At 70.6% G+C, this 15,648-nt stretch carries 10 protein-coding genes; 3 read left to right on the forward strand and 7 right to left on the reverse strand.

Translation table 11 applies throughout. The features are described 5' to 3' along the window. Positions 1 to 85 precede the first annotated feature (85 nt). Positions 86 to 1,711: a chaperonin GroEL gene (gene groL / locus SH922_RS22015; protein WP_145764836.1), complete on the forward strand. Its 1,626-nt coding sequence runs from the start codon at positions 86 to 88 to the stop codon at positions 1,709 to 1,711. 128 nt (positions 1,712 to 1,839) lie between these two features. Here groL and SH922_RS22020 read toward each other — a convergent pair whose 3' ends face one another. After that, positions 1,840 to 2,556, reverse strand: a complete 717-nt coding sequence (locus SH922_RS22020) for a TetR/AcrR family transcriptional regulator (protein WP_393059606.1) — start codon at positions 2,554 to 2,556, stop codon at positions 1,840 to 1,842. 108 nt (positions 2,557 to 2,664) lie between these two features. Between SH922_RS22020 and SH922_RS22025 the strand changes: the two genes are divergently transcribed. Then, entirely contained in the window at positions 2,665 to 4,359 is a 1,695-nt protein-coding gene (locus tag SH922_RS22025) for a CocE/NonD family hydrolase (RefSeq protein ID WP_393059607.1), read from the forward strand. Here the strand turns inward: SH922_RS22025 and SH922_RS22030 are convergent. From SH922_RS22030 to SH922_RS22045, 4 genes are read right to left on the reverse strand one after another with little or no spacing between them, the layout of a single operon-like run. After that, positions 4,356 to 8,246 carry a hypothetical protein gene (locus tag SH922_RS22030; protein WP_393059608.1) on the reverse strand — a complete coding sequence of 1,297 codons (3,891 nt, stop codon included), beginning with the start codon at positions 8,244 to 8,246 and terminating at the stop codon, positions 4,356 to 4,358. The two genes, SH922_RS22025 and SH922_RS22030, sit on opposite strands and share 4 nt — an antisense overlap. Further along, on the reverse strand, positions 8,243 to 8,674 hold the full coding sequence (locus tag SH922_RS22035; protein WP_393059609.1) for a hypothetical protein: 432 nt from the start codon (positions 8,672 to 8,674) through the stop codon (positions 8,243 to 8,245). The genes SH922_RS22030 and SH922_RS22035 overlap by 4 nt, the downstream gene beginning before the upstream one ends. Before the next feature lie 16 nt (positions 8,675 to 8,690). Continuing rightward, positions 8,691 to 10,913 carry a PQQ-binding-like beta-propeller repeat protein gene (locus SH922_RS22040; RefSeq protein ID WP_393059610.1) on the reverse strand — a complete coding sequence of 741 codons (2,223 nt, stop codon included), beginning with the start codon at positions 10,911 to 10,913 and terminating at the stop codon, positions 8,691 to 8,693. Between the two features lie 10 nt (positions 10,914 to 10,923). After that, a complete protein-coding gene (locus tag SH922_RS22045; protein ID WP_393059611.1) occupies positions 10,924 to 11,577 on the reverse strand; it encodes a toll/interleukin-1 receptor domain-containing protein in 654 nt (217 codons plus the stop codon). Between the two features lie 78 nt (positions 11,578 to 11,655). On the opposite strand from SH922_RS22045, the gene SH922_RS22050 reads away from it, so the two are divergent. Further along, positions 11,656 to 12,834, forward strand: a complete 1,179-nt coding sequence (locus tag SH922_RS22050) for a helix-turn-helix domain-containing protein (protein WP_393059612.1) — start codon at positions 11,656 to 11,658, stop codon at positions 12,832 to 12,834. Between the two features lie 43 nt (positions 12,835 to 12,877). On the opposite strand, the gene SH922_RS22055 is transcribed toward SH922_RS22050, so the two are convergent. Both SH922_RS22055 and SH922_RS22060 read right to left on the reverse strand, forming a co-directional pair. Next, positions 12,878 to 14,698, reverse strand: a complete 1,821-nt coding sequence (locus SH922_RS22055; protein ID WP_393059613.1) for a DUF4157 domain-containing protein — start codon at positions 14,696 to 14,698, stop codon at positions 12,878 to 12,880. Between the two features lie 153 nt (positions 14,699 to 14,851). Further along, a complete protein-coding gene (locus tag SH922_RS22060) occupies positions 14,852 to 15,580 on the reverse strand; it encodes a DUF4232 domain-containing protein (RefSeq protein WP_393059614.1) in 729 nt (242 codons plus the stop codon). Between the last annotated feature and the right edge of the window lie 68 nt (positions 15,581 to 15,648).

Consider the following 15,648-nt stretch of genomic DNA (forward strand, 5'->3'; position numbering starts at 1 on the left):
AAGGAACCGGCAGACACGCAGGCCGTCCGTCGCGGGCGCCTCTCGGTCCGGAGAAATCCACCCCTGTCCGGGAGGACCACTTCATATGGCCAAGATCATCGCCTTCGACGAGGAGGCCCGGCGCGGTCTTGAGCGCGGCATGAACCAGCTCGCCGACGCCGTCAAGGTCACCCTCGGCCCCAAGGGCCGCAACGTCGTCCTTGAGAAGAAGTGGGGCGCCCCCACGATCACCAACGATGGTGTTTCCATCGCCAAGGAGATCGAGCTGGAGGACCCGTACGAGAAGATCGGTGCGGAGCTGGTCAAGGAGGTCGCCAAGAAGACGGACGACGTCGCCGGCGACGGTACGACCACCGCCACCGTTCTCGCTCAGGCGCTCGTCCGCGAGGGCCTTCGCAACGTGGCCGCAGGTGCCAACCCGATGGCCCTCAAGCGGGGCATCGAGAAGGCCGTCGAGGCCGTCTCCGCCGCCCTCCTGGAGCAGGCCAAGGACGTGGAGACCAAGGAGCAGATCGCTTCGACCGCCTCCATCTCCGCCGCTGACACCCAGATCGGCGAGCTCATCGCCGAGGCCATGGACAAGGTCGGCAAGGAAGGCGTCATCACCGTCGAGGAGTCCCAGACCTTCGGTCTGGAGCTGGAGCTCACCGAGGGTATGCGCTTCGACAAGGGCTACATCTCGGCGTACTTCGCCACGGACATGGAGCGCATGGAGTCGTCCCTGGACGACCCGTACATCCTGATCGTGAACTCGAAGATCAGCAACGTGAAGGACCTCCTTCCGCTGCTGGAGAAGGTCATGCAGTCCGGCAAGCCGCTGCTGATCATCGCCGAGGACGTCGAGGGCGAGGCCCTGTCGACCCTGGTCGTCAACAAGATCCGTGGCACCTTCAAGTCCGTCGCCGTCAAGGCCCCGGGCTTCGGTGACCGCCGCAAGGCCATGCTCGGCGACATCGCCATCCTCACCGGTGGCACCGTCATCTCCGAGGAGGTCGGCCTCAAGCTGGAGAACGCCGGTCTCGACCTGCTCGGCCGCGCCCGCAAGGTCGTCATCACCAAGGACGAGACGACGATCGTCGACGGCGCCGGTGACAGCGACCAGGTCCAGGGCCGCGTCAACCAGATCCGTGCCGAGATCGAGAACTCCGACTCGGACTACGACCGCGAGAAGCTCCAGGAGCGCCTCGCGAAGCTGGCCGGCGGCGTGGCCGTCATCAAGGCCGGTGCCGCGACCGAGGTCGAGCTCAAGGAGCGCAAGCACCGCATCGAGGACGCGGTGCGCAACGCCAAGGCCGCCGTCGAGGAGGGCATCGTCGCCGGTGGTGGCGTGGCTCTGCTCCAGGCCTCGGCCGTCTTCGAGAAGCTCGATCTCTCGGGTGACGAGGCGACCGGCGCCAACGCCGTCAAGCTGGCGCTGGAGGCCCCGCTCAAGCAGATCGCCGTCAACGGTGGTCTCGAGGGTGGCGTCGTCGTCGAGAAGGTGCGCAACCTGCCGATCGGTCACGGCCTCAACGCCGCGACCGGCGAGTACGTCGACATGATCGCCGAGGGCATTCTCGACCCGGCGAAGGTCACGCGCTCCGCCCTGCAGAACGCCGCGTCCATCGCCGCGCTCTTCCTCACCACCGAGGCCGTCATCGCCGACAAGCCGGAGAAGGCCGCTGCCGGCGGCGCGCCGGGCGGCATGCCGGGCGGTGACATGGACTTCTGATCCTGACGGATCGGTAGCTCCTGCACAGCTGTACAACGACACCGGCCCCCGGGGATTCGTCCCCGGGGGCCGGTGTCGTTGTGCGTGTGGACGGGCCGGCCCGTCCACTCCGTGCGCGGCCCTTACGGTCAACCCGCGTCGAGGCCGTCGACCAGCCGGTTCAGGAAGCGGGCGAACGTGGCGTCGGGGGTGACCGGGCGGCCGGACGAGGAGAGTGCCTCGGCCAGTTCCGGGTGGTGGCCGTCCGCGGCGACGGCGGTGAGGTAGAGCGCCTCGGCCGCGGCCCGGTCCGGTGACAGGGCGGCCTCGGCCTGCGCCACCTCGTGGGCCACGTGCCCGGCCACGAACGCGGTGAGCTGGGCGAAGACCTCCAGCCGGGCGCCGCCGTCGAGACCGCTGGGCCGCAGGGCGGCCAGGGCGTGCTCCAGGAAGGCGAGGGTGCGGGGGCCGAGCGTTCGGCGGGCGGGCACGGCGGTGGCCAGCCAGGGGTGGCGGAGCATGTGGTCGCGCTGGAGGTGCCCGATGGCCTTGAGGTCGGCCCGCCAGTCGCCGGTGAGGGGTGCGGACGCCGGAAGTTCGCCGTTGACGTGGTCGATCATCAGGTCCAGCAGCGTCTCCTTGTCGGGGGCGTAGCTGTAGAGCGACATGACGCCGGCGCCCACCTCCGCGGCGACCCGCCGCATCGTGACCGCGTCGATTCCTTCGGTGTCGGCCAGGGTGACGGCCGCCACCGTGATCGCCTCGCGGCTGAAGGCGGGCCTGCGCCCCCGGCGGGGCCGGTCCGGGGTCAGCCAGAGTTCTCGGGGGTCGACGCCGGTGGCGCCGGACCCCTCGGCACGGGTCACGATCCTGCTGTTCCCTTCCTCACTGCTGCGGCTCTTGCGTGTGACTCATCCAAGCATCCACTATTCTCGTACAGAGTACGAGAATGCATGGAGCGATGGAGGCGAACGATGACAACACGCACGCACGACGCCCTGCCGAGGCCTGCCTGGACGCCGTCGGCCGCGAAGCCCCCGCTCTCCGCCCGGATGATGCGGGCCACCTGGCGCGGGCTTCCGGCTAGGCGCCACCGGGTCGGCTGGGAACCGGGGCTGACCGTTCCCGCCGCCGACGGCAGCCCCCTGGTCACGGACCACTACTTCCCCCGCGACGAGGGCGACTTCCCCACCCTCCTCGTGCGCTCGCCCTACGGCCGGGGCGTGCCCTGGTCCCCCCAGTACGGCATCCTCTTCGCCGAACAGGGCTTCCACGTGATCCTGCAGAGCTGCCGCGGCACCGGCGGTTCGGGCGGCACCTTCGACCTCTGGCGCAACGAGGCCGCCGACGGCCTCGCCACGGTGAACTGGCTGCGCGAACAGCCCTGGTTCAACGGCACACTCGGCACGGTCGGACCCAGCTACCTCGGCTACGTCCAGTGGGCGCTCGCCCTGGACCCGCCACCGGAACTGAAGGCCATGGTGGTCCAGGTCGGCCTGCACGACCCGTACGCCCTCTTCCACACCGACGGCGTGCTCCATCTGGAGAACGCGCTCGCGGTCGGCGCCGGCATGACGTACCAGCACCGCGGCATGGGGCCGTTCATCAAGGCGACGCTGCGCCTGAAGCGCCACCTGAGTGACATCGTCACCGCCCGCCCGCTGCGCGGTGCGTACGCGGCCGGACTCGGGCAGGAGGTGCCCTGGCTCGACGACGTGATGACGCACCCGGACGCGGACGACCCGTACTGGCACGGGGCGTCCGCGGGCGAGGCGGCCGAACGGCCGGGCATCCCCACCGCCCTGGTCACCGGCTGGCACGACGCCCTCGTCGACCAGACCTTCCAGCAGTACGCCCGGCTGCGCGCGGCAGGACGCGAGGCCGCCCTGCTCGTCGGCCCCTGGACCCACACCTCCGCCCTGCAGCAGGGCTGGCCCGAGGTGTTCGCCGAGAGCCTGGCCTGGCTCCGCGCCCACCTGTGCGACGACCCCTCGGAGCTGCGCCCCACCCCCGTACGCGTTCACACGGGCGGCGCGGACGCGACGTGGCAGGACCTCGACGCGTGGCCGCTCGACCCCGCCACCACCTCCTGGTTCCCGACCGCCGACGGCCACCTCACCCGGCAGCCGCCCACGGACACCGCCCCTCTGGCCGCCTTCCGCCACGACCCCGCCGACCCGACGCCCTCCCTCGGCGGCCCGCTGCTCTCCCTCCCGGCCGGCGCCCGTGACAACGGCACGCTGGAGTCCCGCGACGACGTCCTCACCTTCACCGGCCCGCTCCTGACCGAACCCGTCACGGTGCTGGGCGCGGTCTCCGCGAGGATCAGCGCGTCCACGGACACCGGGCACGGGGACGTCTTCACCCGGCTGTGCGACGTGGACGCGGCGGGCCGCTCCACCAACGTCTGTGACGGGCTCGCCCGGTTGCGTACGTCAGGTGAGGACCCGGCCCACGTCACCGTCCCGATGAGCGTCACCGCGTACCGCTTCGCCGCAGGACACCGCATCCGCTGGCAGATCAGCGCGGGCGCGCACCCGCGCTATGCGCCGAACCCCGGCACGGGCGAATCCCGGGTGGACGCGGGGGAGTTCGTGCCGGTGCGGGTCACCGTTCACGCGGATTCCGCGCTCATGCTGCCGTACGGTGCGGACGAGAGGCCCCACTAGGTGGTCGCACAGGGTGGGTCGTAGGGCAGTTCGGGAACGTATCGGGCCCACTGCTGACGGCTCAGGGCGCCGGAGCTCGCGGCGCAGATGCGGTTGATGGCGGACTCGACCTTCAGGTCCCAGAGCGTGGCCACGCCGTCGTCGGTGGTGGCGGCCAGGGTTTGACCGTCCGGGCTGAACGCCAGAACGGCGACGAATCCCGAATCCACGGTCAGCGGCCGGCCGATGGCGGTGGGGTGGTCGGGATCGGTGACGTTCCACAGGTGGATGGTGCCGTCGTCGGTGTGGCCGGCCGCCGCGAGGGTGTGCCCGTCCGGGCTGAACGCCACGGACCACAGGCTGCCGCCGGGCACATTCAGCGGACTGCCCCTGCGTGTGAGGTGGTTGGGGTCGGTGGCGTTCCACAAGGTGACGATGCCGCGGCTGTTCCCGGTGGCGAGCGTGCGGCCGTCCGGGCTGAACGCCACCCAGGTGGTGGTGGTGATCGGCTGGTCGATCGGCTGGCCGATGCGGACCCCCTGGTCCGTCGTACTCCACAGTCCGATCTGGTGGTCGCTGCCGTCGCCGCCGGCCGCCAGCATCGTGCCGTCGGGGCTGTAGCCCAGGGAGAAGACGGACTTCGTGTCTGAATTGGAGATGCCGGGCTGAGTGACGGGCTTCGCGGGATCGCTGACGTCCCACAGGGCGATGCTGCCGAGCTCGTTGTCGTCGCCGGCCGCGGCCAGGGTGGTGCCGTCGGGGCTGAACGCCAGGGAGAAGATGAGCCCGTTCGCTCCGGTGAGGGTCTCAGGGAGGGGAACGGGATGGCTGGGGTCGGCGGTGTTCCACAGGTGGACCTTGCCGGCGCTGTCGCCTGCGGCCAGGGTGTGCCCGTCCGGGCTGAACGCCACGGCGTCGACCGCGTCCTTGGGACCGGTGAGCGGATCACCACGGGGAGCGGGGTTGTTGGGGTCGGCGGTGTTCCACAGCGAGACGGTCTTGTTCTGGTTTCCTGCGGCCAGGGTGCGCCCGTCGGGGCTGAAAGCCACGGACGCCACATTGCCGCCGGCGCCGATGATCCGGGTCGGCGGCAGACTCCACAGATCGACCTTGCCGTCGCTGTTCCCGGCGGCGAGGGTACGGCTGTCGGGGCTGAACACCACGTCGGTGACCGCGTTGCCGGGACCGGTCAGCGGCCGGCCCAGAGGGCCGATGGTCTTGGGATGGGTGACGTTCCACAGACGGATGGTGTGGTCGGCGCTGCCGGCCGCCAGGGTGTGGCCATCCGGGCTGAACGCCACCGACATGACGGGCTGGGCGGGTCCCGTCAGCGGCTTGCCCAGGGGGGCAGGGTGGCCGGGGTCGGCAACCTTCCACAGGTGGACCGCGCCGGGGCTGGATCCGGCGGCCAGGGTGCGGCCGTCGGGACTGAACGCAAGGGAGTTGACGGGATGCCCGGCCTTCAGGGAACGGCCGCGGACGGGGTGGGCCGGGTCGGTGGTATCCCACAGGCTGATGGTGCCGGCGTCGTCGTCGCATGCGGCGGCCAGGGTGTGCCCGGTGGGGCTGAACGCGACGCGATGGGAGAAGACGTCGGGGCAGTCGAGGCTCAGGGGCGCTCCCGCGGGCTTGACGTCGTCGGGGCGGGTGACGTTCCAGAGGCTGATGAGTCCGGCGTGCCATCCGGCGGCCAGGGTGCGGCCGTCGGGACTGAACGCCAGCGATTCGACGGAGCTCAAGGCGTCCCAGTCCTGAATGCCGGGACTTTCCGGCCGGCCGAGCAGGACGGGGTGGCTGGGGCTGGTCAGGCTCCACAGGTCGACGAATCCGCCGGAACCGGCGTCGCCGTTGTGACTCGTGTGGCCGCCTACGGCCAGCATCTGGCCGTCCGGGCTGAACTCGAGCGACCGGATCGAATTGACGGAACGGTCCACGGGCACGGGCCGGCCCAGCGCCACCGGCCGGCCGGGATCGGAGACGTCCCACAGCCGGACGAGGTTCTGGTCGACGTTCCCGGCCGCCAGCATGTGCCCGTCGGGGCTGTAGGCCACCGTGTACACCGCGCCCCGCGGGCCGGGAAGCCGGGTGTCCAGCGGGGTGTTCTGGGTCGTGATGAGCCGGGACGCCGCATCCGGGGTCGGGTCCATGCGATAGGCGGTCAGCGCGAGTTGGGCGGACAGTGAGGAATCGGTCGGGCCCAGTTGTGCGGACGCGGAGGTGACGGCGGCGTTGATGGCCTGGTTGCGGGAGTGCAGGGCTCTAGTGGCGGCGTGCCGGGCATGGGCCTCCTGCCGGAAGGCGAACACCGCGGCCAGCGAGGCGGCCACGGCCAGGGCGGTGATGGTGGCCACCGCGCCGCGCCGGAGTCGTTGCCCGCGCCGCTGGTGGTGGCGGGCGGCCGACAGAAAGGCCCGGGCGACGCCGCTGAGTTCCGGCCCGCGCGTCTCGGCCCAGGCCAAGGCGGTCTCCAGGCGGTTGCCGCGGTACAGCGCGGCTGCCTCCCGGCCGGCCCGTTCCCAGAGCGTGGCTGCGTCTTCCAGATCCTGTCGTACGAGGTTTCCGGTGCGGTCGTGCCCGATCCAGTCCCGCAGCCGTGGCCAGGCGCGGATGAGCACCTCATGGGTCATCACCACCGTGTCCTGGTCCAGGGTCAGCAGCCGGCCTTTGGTGAAGTCGTCCAGGACTCTGGCGGCCGCATCCCGGTCGGGCGCGTCACGCAGCAGTTCCTCGGACCGGACGCGCCGGCGGGTGTCGTCGGCGTCGCGTCCCACGATGACGAGCCGCAGGAACACCCAACGTGCGGCCTCCTGGCAGGGCGGCGGCAGGGTGTCGTAGAGTCTGTTCGCCGTCATGGCGATGGCGCCCTGGATGCCGCCGGTGACGCGGTACCCGTCCACGGTGAGTGTGTGACCGTGGCGCTGCTGCCAGGTGGCCCGCAGCGCGTGTGCGAGCAGCGGCAGCCGGCCCGTGGTGCTCGCCCCGAGGGGTCCGCCGACTGTGCCCAGCTCCGTCAGCAGCACCTCGACCAGGCCTTCTTCGACGTCGAGTCCCACGCTGCCCGCCGGGCGTCTGATCGCGTCCTTGAGTTCGCTCTCCGTCATCGGGTCCAGCAGGACCGGTCCGGCCCGGAGCGCCGCCCGGAGCTGCGGATGGGCCGTGCACTCGGCATAGAAGTCCGCGCGTACTCCCAGCACCACGACCGCACCGCCCGTGGGCCGGGCCAGGCGGTCGAGTACGTCGATGAGCCACTCCCGTTCGGTCTCGCCGCAGGCCGTGAAGATCTCCTCGAACTGGTCGACCACGACGACCAGGCCCGTGGAGGGGGACTCCCCGGCGGGCGCCGGATCGCCGACCCCGGTGATCCGGCGCAGCTCGGCCAGGCACTGTGCGGGATCGGCCTGCCACGCCGGTGCCGTGCGCCCGGCGGTCTCGGCGTCGAGCCCGGCGGCGGCCGCCAGTGCCAGGGCCGGGGATGCCGTCGGGGTCAGCAGCATCCGCGGCCAGGTGCTCGACCCCGCCACCGGAAGCCGCCCGTCGCCCACGGCCGGCAGAACCCCGGCCGCGAGCAGGGACGACTTCCCGGCCCCCGAGGGGCCGATCAGCATCAGCGGGCCGCCCTCACGCATCCGGGCGTCCATCCGCTCGCACACGAGGTGAATCATGCGCTCACGGCCGTGGAACCACTGCTTGTGCGTGGCGTCAAACGGGACCAAGCCCGGGTAAGGACAAGGCACTTGGCTGGCGCCGGGGCCGGGCACGGTTGTGCGGCCTTCGTCGCCGATGCGGACGTGGATGTCACGGCCGGCCATGAAGGCGCTACCGCCGCCGGTCACGTGCGCCTCCTGCCGCTTCGGCTGCCAGAGGGGCGGCTCGTCGGGGGCCGAGGCATCGGTGCTGCGTTCGGTCACGCCTGGCCGCCCCTGGTGACGTTCATGTCGCGGCCGGCCAGGAACGCGTCGCCGCCGGAGACATGTGCCTCCAGCGTCATCGAGCCCGTGATCTGCTGTTCCGGCGTTCCGCCGGCGTGCGGTTCCCCGCCGAACAGCGCGCGCAGTTCGTCGATGGCGTCCGGGCGTGTGGCCATGAGCCGGATGATCCGGGCCTGCCACTCGGCGACCAGCAGCCCCTGGAGCTCCTCGCCGTCGCCCGCCTGCCGTGCCTGAAGCAACTCACCTCGCGCATCGCTGAGTTCCTCCTCGACGCGCTCCGGGTGCGCGGACCGCCACAGCGACAGGACCGAGGACTTGACCGCTCCCCAGCTGTCCGTCGCCAGCAGATCGATCAGGCGCGCCGCAGCTGCCGATGCCAGGCCGGCGAGTTCCACACTCGTCTCCATGTCTTCTCCTTGTCCCTTACCGCCCGTGGGCCGCGATGGCGGTCATGGTCAGGTGGGAGGCGATGAACACGTGGTCGCCGCCCACCGTCCACATGAACCCCACGTCCGGCTGCCCGGGGTCTCTGTATTTCCACCGGGCCCTGCCGGTGGCCGCGTCGATGGCCCACAGCGTTTTGGCGCTGTCGGTGGCGAAGACGGTGTCGGCCGAACACTGCGCGTTCTTGCCGCCCAGATTGAGGGAGGCGTTGAACAGGTTGGAAGTGCCCATGTCGCTGGCCCCGTCGAGCACCGCGACCCACTGGATCGTGCCGTCGGCCGTGGCCAGGGCGGCCAGGTCGCTGCCGACCGGTACGTAAACGGTCGCGCCGTCCTGGCTGGAGAACGGGGTGCCGATCCGGACATGGTCCCCGTTCTTCGCGTCGAAGCGCTGATGCCACTTCTCGCTGCCCGTGGCCGCATCGACGGCGAACAGTGTGTTGCCGTTGCCTCCGGCGAACAGGAACAGCCCGGCGGCGTAGCACGTCAGCGGCCAGCCGGTGGTGAAGTAGGGCGAGGCGTATGGGACGGATACCTTCCAGCCGCGGGCACCTTTCCTGCCGGCGTCGATCATCTGGACTCGGCCGGGTTTCTTGGCCGGAATGGCCGAGGCGGCCAGCAGACGAGAACCCGTGGGCGGCACGAGCACGTTGTTGATGTCCGTGCCCTCGACCTGCCACAACCCCTTGCCGGTCGCGGCGTTGAACGCACGGATGTAGCCGGTGGTCGGGTCCTCGACCGAGAACTTCCCGTCCAACTTGTTCACTTCCCCGCATACATAGACCGTGTTCCCCGCGACTGCCACATAGGTGCTCGGGTACATCACCGCATGTGTGCCGCTGGAATCGATGTCGGGAAGGTTGGTCGCCCACTTCGCTTTCCCGTCGGCGGCGTCGAACGCCGCCAGCACGCCTGACTGACTCGGTGTGTCGCAGAGCAGGTAGAACACTCCGTCCGCGTACGTAGTCAGGGAATTGGAGCTGCCCGCGCGAAAATCGTTGGTCGTGTTCAGTGGGTGGAACACAGATTTTCCGGTTGCGGTGTCCAGGAAGGACGTGGCCTTGTCCGTGACCACCATGACCACCTTGTCGGACGCTTCCAGGGCGGTGGGGGCGTTCTTTCCGGCTTCGGACCATGCCTTGACGGCGTCGGGTCCGGCGAGAACGATCTGTTTCTGTCCGCCCGTCGGGGACGGAGACGCAGAGGAGGCCGACGGGGACCGCGTGGCCGGCGGAGAGGCCGGCCGCGCAGTGGATCCGGGCCCGCCGGCCCGGCCTTCGGGCGTCGGTGACGAGTCGCCGGAGAAGGCGAGTGCCGCCGCGGCTCCGCCGAGTACGGCCACACCCCCGGCCAGACCGATGATCAGCTTGCGGCGGCTGACACTCGGGCCGGCAGCGCTCTCCGGTGGCGAAGGAAGCGGGCCCCGGCCGCTGTCCCCGGCGGGCTCCGATCCCACGGCCGCGGCCGCGGCGGCCATGTCGGCCGTCACCGCTGAAGGAAGCCAACGTCCCTTCAAGGAAGGCAGGTTCTGATGCTTCAGGTAGGCGACGAGTTGCTCCGCAGTGGGACGGTCCGGCGGTTCCGGGTACAGACAGCCGCCGATCACGTCGCGCAGTGACATGGGGAGTGCGTCCGTGTCAGGTTCGCCTCCGGAAGCGGCGAACAGCACGGTCGACCCGAGGTCGAACATGTCATCCGTCGGCGAGGGTGCCGGGCTCCCGGTGGCTCCCCCCATCCCCAGGGCGGTGATGCGGGGCCCGTCCATGGTCAGCAGCACCGAGTCCGGGCTCACCTCGCCGTGGACCGTCCCGGCCGCGTGGAGTGCGGTCAGCGCCCGGGCAAGGCCGTCGGCGAGCACTCGCAGCGCCGGTTCGGACAGCGGGCCGTGCCGGTCCACCGCCTGCCGGAGCGGCAGTCCGGCGGTGAACCGGGTCGCCAGCCAGGGAGCCGGCGCGTCAGCGTCGGCATCGACCACCGGTATGAGGAAGCCATCGGACAGCGTCCGTGCCGCTTCGACGGCGGCTCGGAACCGGTCCCGGAACCCCGGGGCCGCGGCGAGTTCCGGCCCCACGACCGTGACCGTGACGAGGCTCCCCTCGTCCGTGCGGGCGGCGAAGACTTCGCTCCCGCCGACTGTGCGCTCTCTTCCGAGCAGCGCATACGGCCCGATCCGATGGGCACCGTCTGCTCCGGGATGATCCATCGTCCGCCCCTCACGCCAGCCTGATCGTCTGATCACGGGCCGCCTGGTAGGCGCTGCCGCCGCCGGACACATGGGCCGTCATGGTCATGGACGGCTCCGGATCGGCGGCCGGCGCAGTGCCGTGCCCGGGTTCGTCAGCGGGGTCGGTATCGGTACCGGACAGGAGAGCGGTCAGCTCGTCGCTCAAGTGCGCCAGCCCGTCCGCCAGATGGGTCTCCGGGACGCGCAGGAACTGCAGGCGCGCCAGCTCCGCGATCTCGTGCGGCAGAGCCGAGGCGTCGGGCAGCGATGTCGCGTCCCCCAGAAGGACCGGGACGACGCGGTTTCCCGCCCGCAGAGCTGTCGCGATCTCCACGCGGACCCAGTCGTGATCCCGGTCCAGGAGTCGCACACCGTCCTCGCCCCGAGCGTTGAGCCACCCCGGCCCGATCAGTACGCACATGACCTCGCATTCGGCGGCCTGTCGCCGCAGGATTTCGGCGAAATCGGCCCCGGGCGGAATGGACTGGCCCGACTTGAAGATCTCGTCGGTACCCAAGCGGTCGGACAGCGCACGGTAGACGCGGTCTCGCATCCACCGGGAGTCCGGTTTGCGAAAGCTGAGGAAGATGCGCGGCACAATTGCCCCCTCTCTGGCAAGCCTTGATGTCAGGATCGTGCTCACCCTAGGGGCGGCGTAAGCGCTCGGTGGCTATTCGCCGGGGATTGAATAGCGGCCGCAAGGCTCCGTACGCTGACGGGTATGAATCCGGCGGACAACGCGGCAGGGAGATCGGCCGGCACGCGGCTGCCGCCGGGCGACTTCGGGGTCGTGCTGGCCACACTCCGGGCACGTCGGGGGTGGAGCGTGCGCGAGTTCGCCCGGCGTGCGAACGTGTCCGAGGGGCAGATCTGCAATCTGGAGAGCGGATTGCGCAATCCGACGCCCGCTGTGGCGGCAGCGTGCGACGCGGCCTTCGGCACCGGCGGGGAACTCGTCGAGCTGGCCGGCACCGGCCGCCGCGGTGCCCGCTCCGAGGACGTCGTCGAGGCCGGCCCCGTGGTCGCCGGGTACGAGCGGGTCCTGTGGGAGCTGAAGGACATCGGCAGATCCACCGGACCGAGGTTCGTCACTGCTTCGATGAAGTCGATCACGCGGATCCTGACGGACGCCGGTCCGCACGCCGTCGGCGAGCAGCGTGCCGAGATCTGGCTACTGGCATCGAGGTTCGCCGAATACGCCGGGTGGATGGCACAAGAGGCGGGAAATCCGGCGGAGGCGTTGCGCTGGACGAATCTTGCGGTCCGCTGGGGCGCACAGGGCGGGGACGAAACGGTGGCCGCGTACGCCCTGGTCCGCAAGGCGTTCATCGCCCAGCACCGTGGTGACACCGGTGCGGCGATCAGATTCGCCGACCAGGCGGCCGGGCACCCGGCGGCCAACCCGGTGATCCGCGCGCACGCCGCGCGACGCGCCGCCCAGGGGTATGCGCGCCGGGGCGATGCGGGGGCTTGCCGGGAGGCGCTGGAGCGGTTCACAAGCCACGCCGCCGAGGTGACCGGCGACCGGACCCCTCACTGGGGCCCGCGCATCGAGAACGGCAACCCTCGGCTCATCGAGGCGTCCTGCATGCTCAGCCTCCGTCGCTTCGAGGCGGCCGCCGACCTTTTCGCCGCCGAGCGTCTGCGCAGTTCGGCCGTCCCGGCGGACAGCAACTCTCAAGCCCGCTTCGCGGTTCGGCAAGCGACTGCCCTGGCTGGTGTCGGCCACCTCGACGACGCCTGTCAGATCGTCGAGGCCACGCTGCCCGTGATCAAGCGCATCGACTCGGCCACTGTCCGCGCGGAGCTGGGCCGTTTCGTGGAGCAGGCCCGGCCTCACCGAGTCAGCCTGGGCCAACTCGCCCTCATCGACGCATCGGTCGCCCTCACGATCGGATGACAGTCGCGATCGATCGGCCGGACGGACCTCCGCAGCGGAAGCACTACTGGGCCAGCGCCTCCACCAGAACGCGGGGCAGGAAGGTGGAGGTCGGGACGCCGACCTCCACGCAGAAGTCGGACAGCTTCATTCCGGCGGCGTCGGTGTCGAGCTTCCGGTTCCGGTAGATGTTCTGGCTCACCCGGAACCGGGTGGGCGAGATCTGCTCGACGGGGACCGATCCGGCGTATCCGGCCAGGCTGAGGGCCCCGTTGTTGACGTGACCACCGGCCGGCAGATCGAATTCCATGTTCCCGGCGAGGAGCTGGGCGCCGGGCAGGAGTTCGGCGAGCGACACCTTCTCCTTCGTGACGACCGTCTCCTGCGCGGTGTTCAGCTTGACGTAGAGGAACGAGCCCTTGATCTCCATGGGATGGATCGGCTGGCCGTAGTAGAAGAACTTCGTCTTCTCCTCGTTCTGGGAGATCCCGGTGTACCTCCCCCTCCCGATGTCGTCCATCCGCATCATGAAGTAGGTGTAGTCCCGCATGTGGTCCCGGCCCAGGGCGCCGGCCAGCCGGTCCACCTCCGCCACCGAGGTCACCTCGGTCCAGGCCGTGGCATCGAACGGACGCGGGGCGGCGTTCACGGTGATGCTCAGGATCTCGCGCAGCAGACGGGCCTGCTTCTTCTTGTCGTTGGCCGCGTTCGCGGCCTTCAGTTCGTCTCCCAACGCGGTGAGATTGGTGAACCGCGCGTCTCCGAGCGGCGAGAACGACAGGCCGTCGTAGTCCGTGTCCTCCCCGCTGGCGGTCGGTTCCGCGCGGATGCTGGTGTTGGGGCCGAGGAACTGATTGCCGCCCTGCCACTCGTAGAAGGCGTAGCGGATCTCGTTCAGGTTGTTTCCCAGGAATTCGGCCGTGTCGCCCCCGCCCTTCTTGACCAGCGCGGCGCGGAACCGGGCCCGGAAGTCGTCCCGGTTCATGTGCGGCGGAATCTCGACCTTCAGATTCGCCAGCATCGAGTCGGTGATCACGTCGGGAACCGCTTGACGCAGCAGCGTCGCCCGCTTCTCGCCGTCCATGGACTCCAGGGCGCCGGTCAGCTGGGAGTGGGCGACGACGTGGTGCGCGGTCAGTTCCCACCCGTTGTGCGTGCCGCCGGCGGCGTGGGGGTTGTCGCTGCGCATCCGCTGCACGGACGGTTCGCCGGAGCCGTGCGCGTGGGCCGTTGCCTTGGCCGCTTCACGGGCCGGGGCGTTGCCGGACAGGATGCGCGTCGCCTGCGCCTCCGCTTCCCGTTCGAACCGGTCGGAGGGGTCCGAGACCCGGAGGCCGCCGCCGTTGTCGCTGCCGCTCACCGGTCCCTGGCGTTGCTGGATGACGTGGGTCAGCTCATGGGCCAGGGTATGCCGGTCGCCCCCGCCGTCGCCCAGCACGATGTGGCTTCCCGAGGTGTACGCGCGAGCGCCGATCTCGGCGGCGGAGGTGCGGGCGGCGCCGTCGTCGTGGACGCGTACGTCGGTGAAGTCGGCGCCGAACCGGGCCTCCATGTCCGTACGGGTTCCGCTGTCCAGGGGCCGTCCGGCGGAGCGCAGTACGTCATGCACGGCGGAGCGCTGCACCGAGGCCTGTCCGTCCTGCTCGTGCCCGCAGTCCGCGCCGTGCTGGTGCGTCTCCTCGGCCCCGGGGTGGCCCGCCTGCCGCAGCATCTGGACCACGGCCGCGTTCCCCGCCGCACGCGGAAGCGGGAGCAGTCCCTGCGGGAGCAATCCCTGCGGGGCGGCGCTCCCGGTGGCTCTCTCCGGCGTACGAGAAGGCTTGCGCGCCGTCGCACGATCGGTTCCGGCTTCGTCGTGGGCGGGCTTGGAGGCGTGCGGGCGCATCCGGGTGACCTTCCGGGCCGGGAGGGGTGAACCTTTCCTGTATACCCGGGACATACGGGGCGGGGCCAGGTACCCCGAGGGCAGAGAGCATTGCCCGGCGGGGCGGTGGGGCGCCCCGCCGGGCGGACGCGCACGAGCCGTCGTACGGAGCGGTCAGAGCTGGTTGATCGGCCGCATGGCCAGGCCCTCGGTGCCGGCCCAGCCGTTCACCCGCGCCGCGTCGTCGTAGGAGACGGAGCGGAGACCGCCGGGCAGGCCGAAGACGAGCGTGCCGCTGAGTTCGGTGCCCTCACCGGCGACCAGGGTGGCGGTGAACCGGGTGGACTGGTCGTACTCCGCCTCGCCTCCCTCGTCGTTGCCGAAGACGTACAGGCCGGCGTACGCCTTGCCGCCTGCCTCGACGACGACGGGCTCGGTGTCCGGCTCTTCGAGCGGCTCGACGGTCGGTTCGCTGTTACCGGCTCCGAGTCGCACGAGCGGTGCGTCGTTGAGGACGCACGGCGAGGTGCTGCCGTTGGTGACCGTCAGCAGGAAGTGACGGGGGGTGTCTCCGGACGGGTCCTGGAGCTCGACCGCGGTTCTGAGGTCGGTGGCCTTGCAGTCCTGGTGGCTGGTGCCGTTGCCGCCGCCCGTTTCGCCACTGTCCCCGGTCGCTTCGTCCGTCGCGCCGCTGGTGCCGGTCCCGGAGTCACCCGAGGGCTCGGTGCTCTTCGACGGATTCTTTCTGGCCGATGCGGAGTCCGACGGGGCGGCGGACTCGTCGTCACCCCCGGAGGGCTGGCAGGCGGTAGCCGCCAGCAGGGCCGCGACCACGCCCGCCCCCAAGAGGGTGCTGCGCAGCGTCTGACGTACGGAACCGGATCTGAACGTCCCTGAATTCATGGTGCATTCCTCTTCCCCCGTGACCGGCCCCCCGGGCCGGCCTGTGTACTGGCGATACAGGCGAGTGT

The organism is Streptomyces sp. LN549 (assembly GCF_043203805.1).
In the GTDB taxonomy this organism is placed as follows: Bacteria; Actinomycetota; Actinomycetes; order Streptomycetales; family Streptomycetaceae; genus Streptomyces.

Bases quoted from the DNA above. Each gene is read 5' to 3' on its own strand.
- SH922_RS22055 (WP_393059613.1), bottom strand. From the start codon at position 14,698: ATGCGCCCGCACGCCTCCAAGCCCGCCCACGACGAAGCCGGAACCGAT.
- SH922_RS22025 (WP_393059607.1), top strand. From the start codon at position 2,665: ATGACAACACGCACGCACGACGCCCTGCCGAGGCCTGCCTGGACGCCG.
- SH922_RS22060 (WP_393059614.1), bottom strand. From the start codon at position 15,580: ATGAATTCAGGGACGTTCAGATCCGGTTCCGTACGTCAGACGCTGCGC.
- SH922_RS22050 (WP_393059612.1), top strand. From the start codon at position 11,656: ATGAATCCGGCGGACAACGCGGCAGGGAGATCGGCCGGCACGCGGCTG.
- SH922_RS22035 (WP_393059609.1), bottom strand. From the start codon at position 8,674: ATGGAGACGAGTGTGGAACTCGCCGGCCTGGCATCGGCAGCTGCGGCG.
- groL (WP_145764836.1), top strand. From the start codon at position 86: ATGGCCAAGATCATCGCCTTCGACGAGGAGGCCCGGCGCGGTCTTGAG.
- SH922_RS22040 (WP_393059610.1), bottom strand. From the start codon at position 10,913: ATGGATCATCCCGGAGCAGACGGTGCCCATCGGATCGGGCCGTATGCG.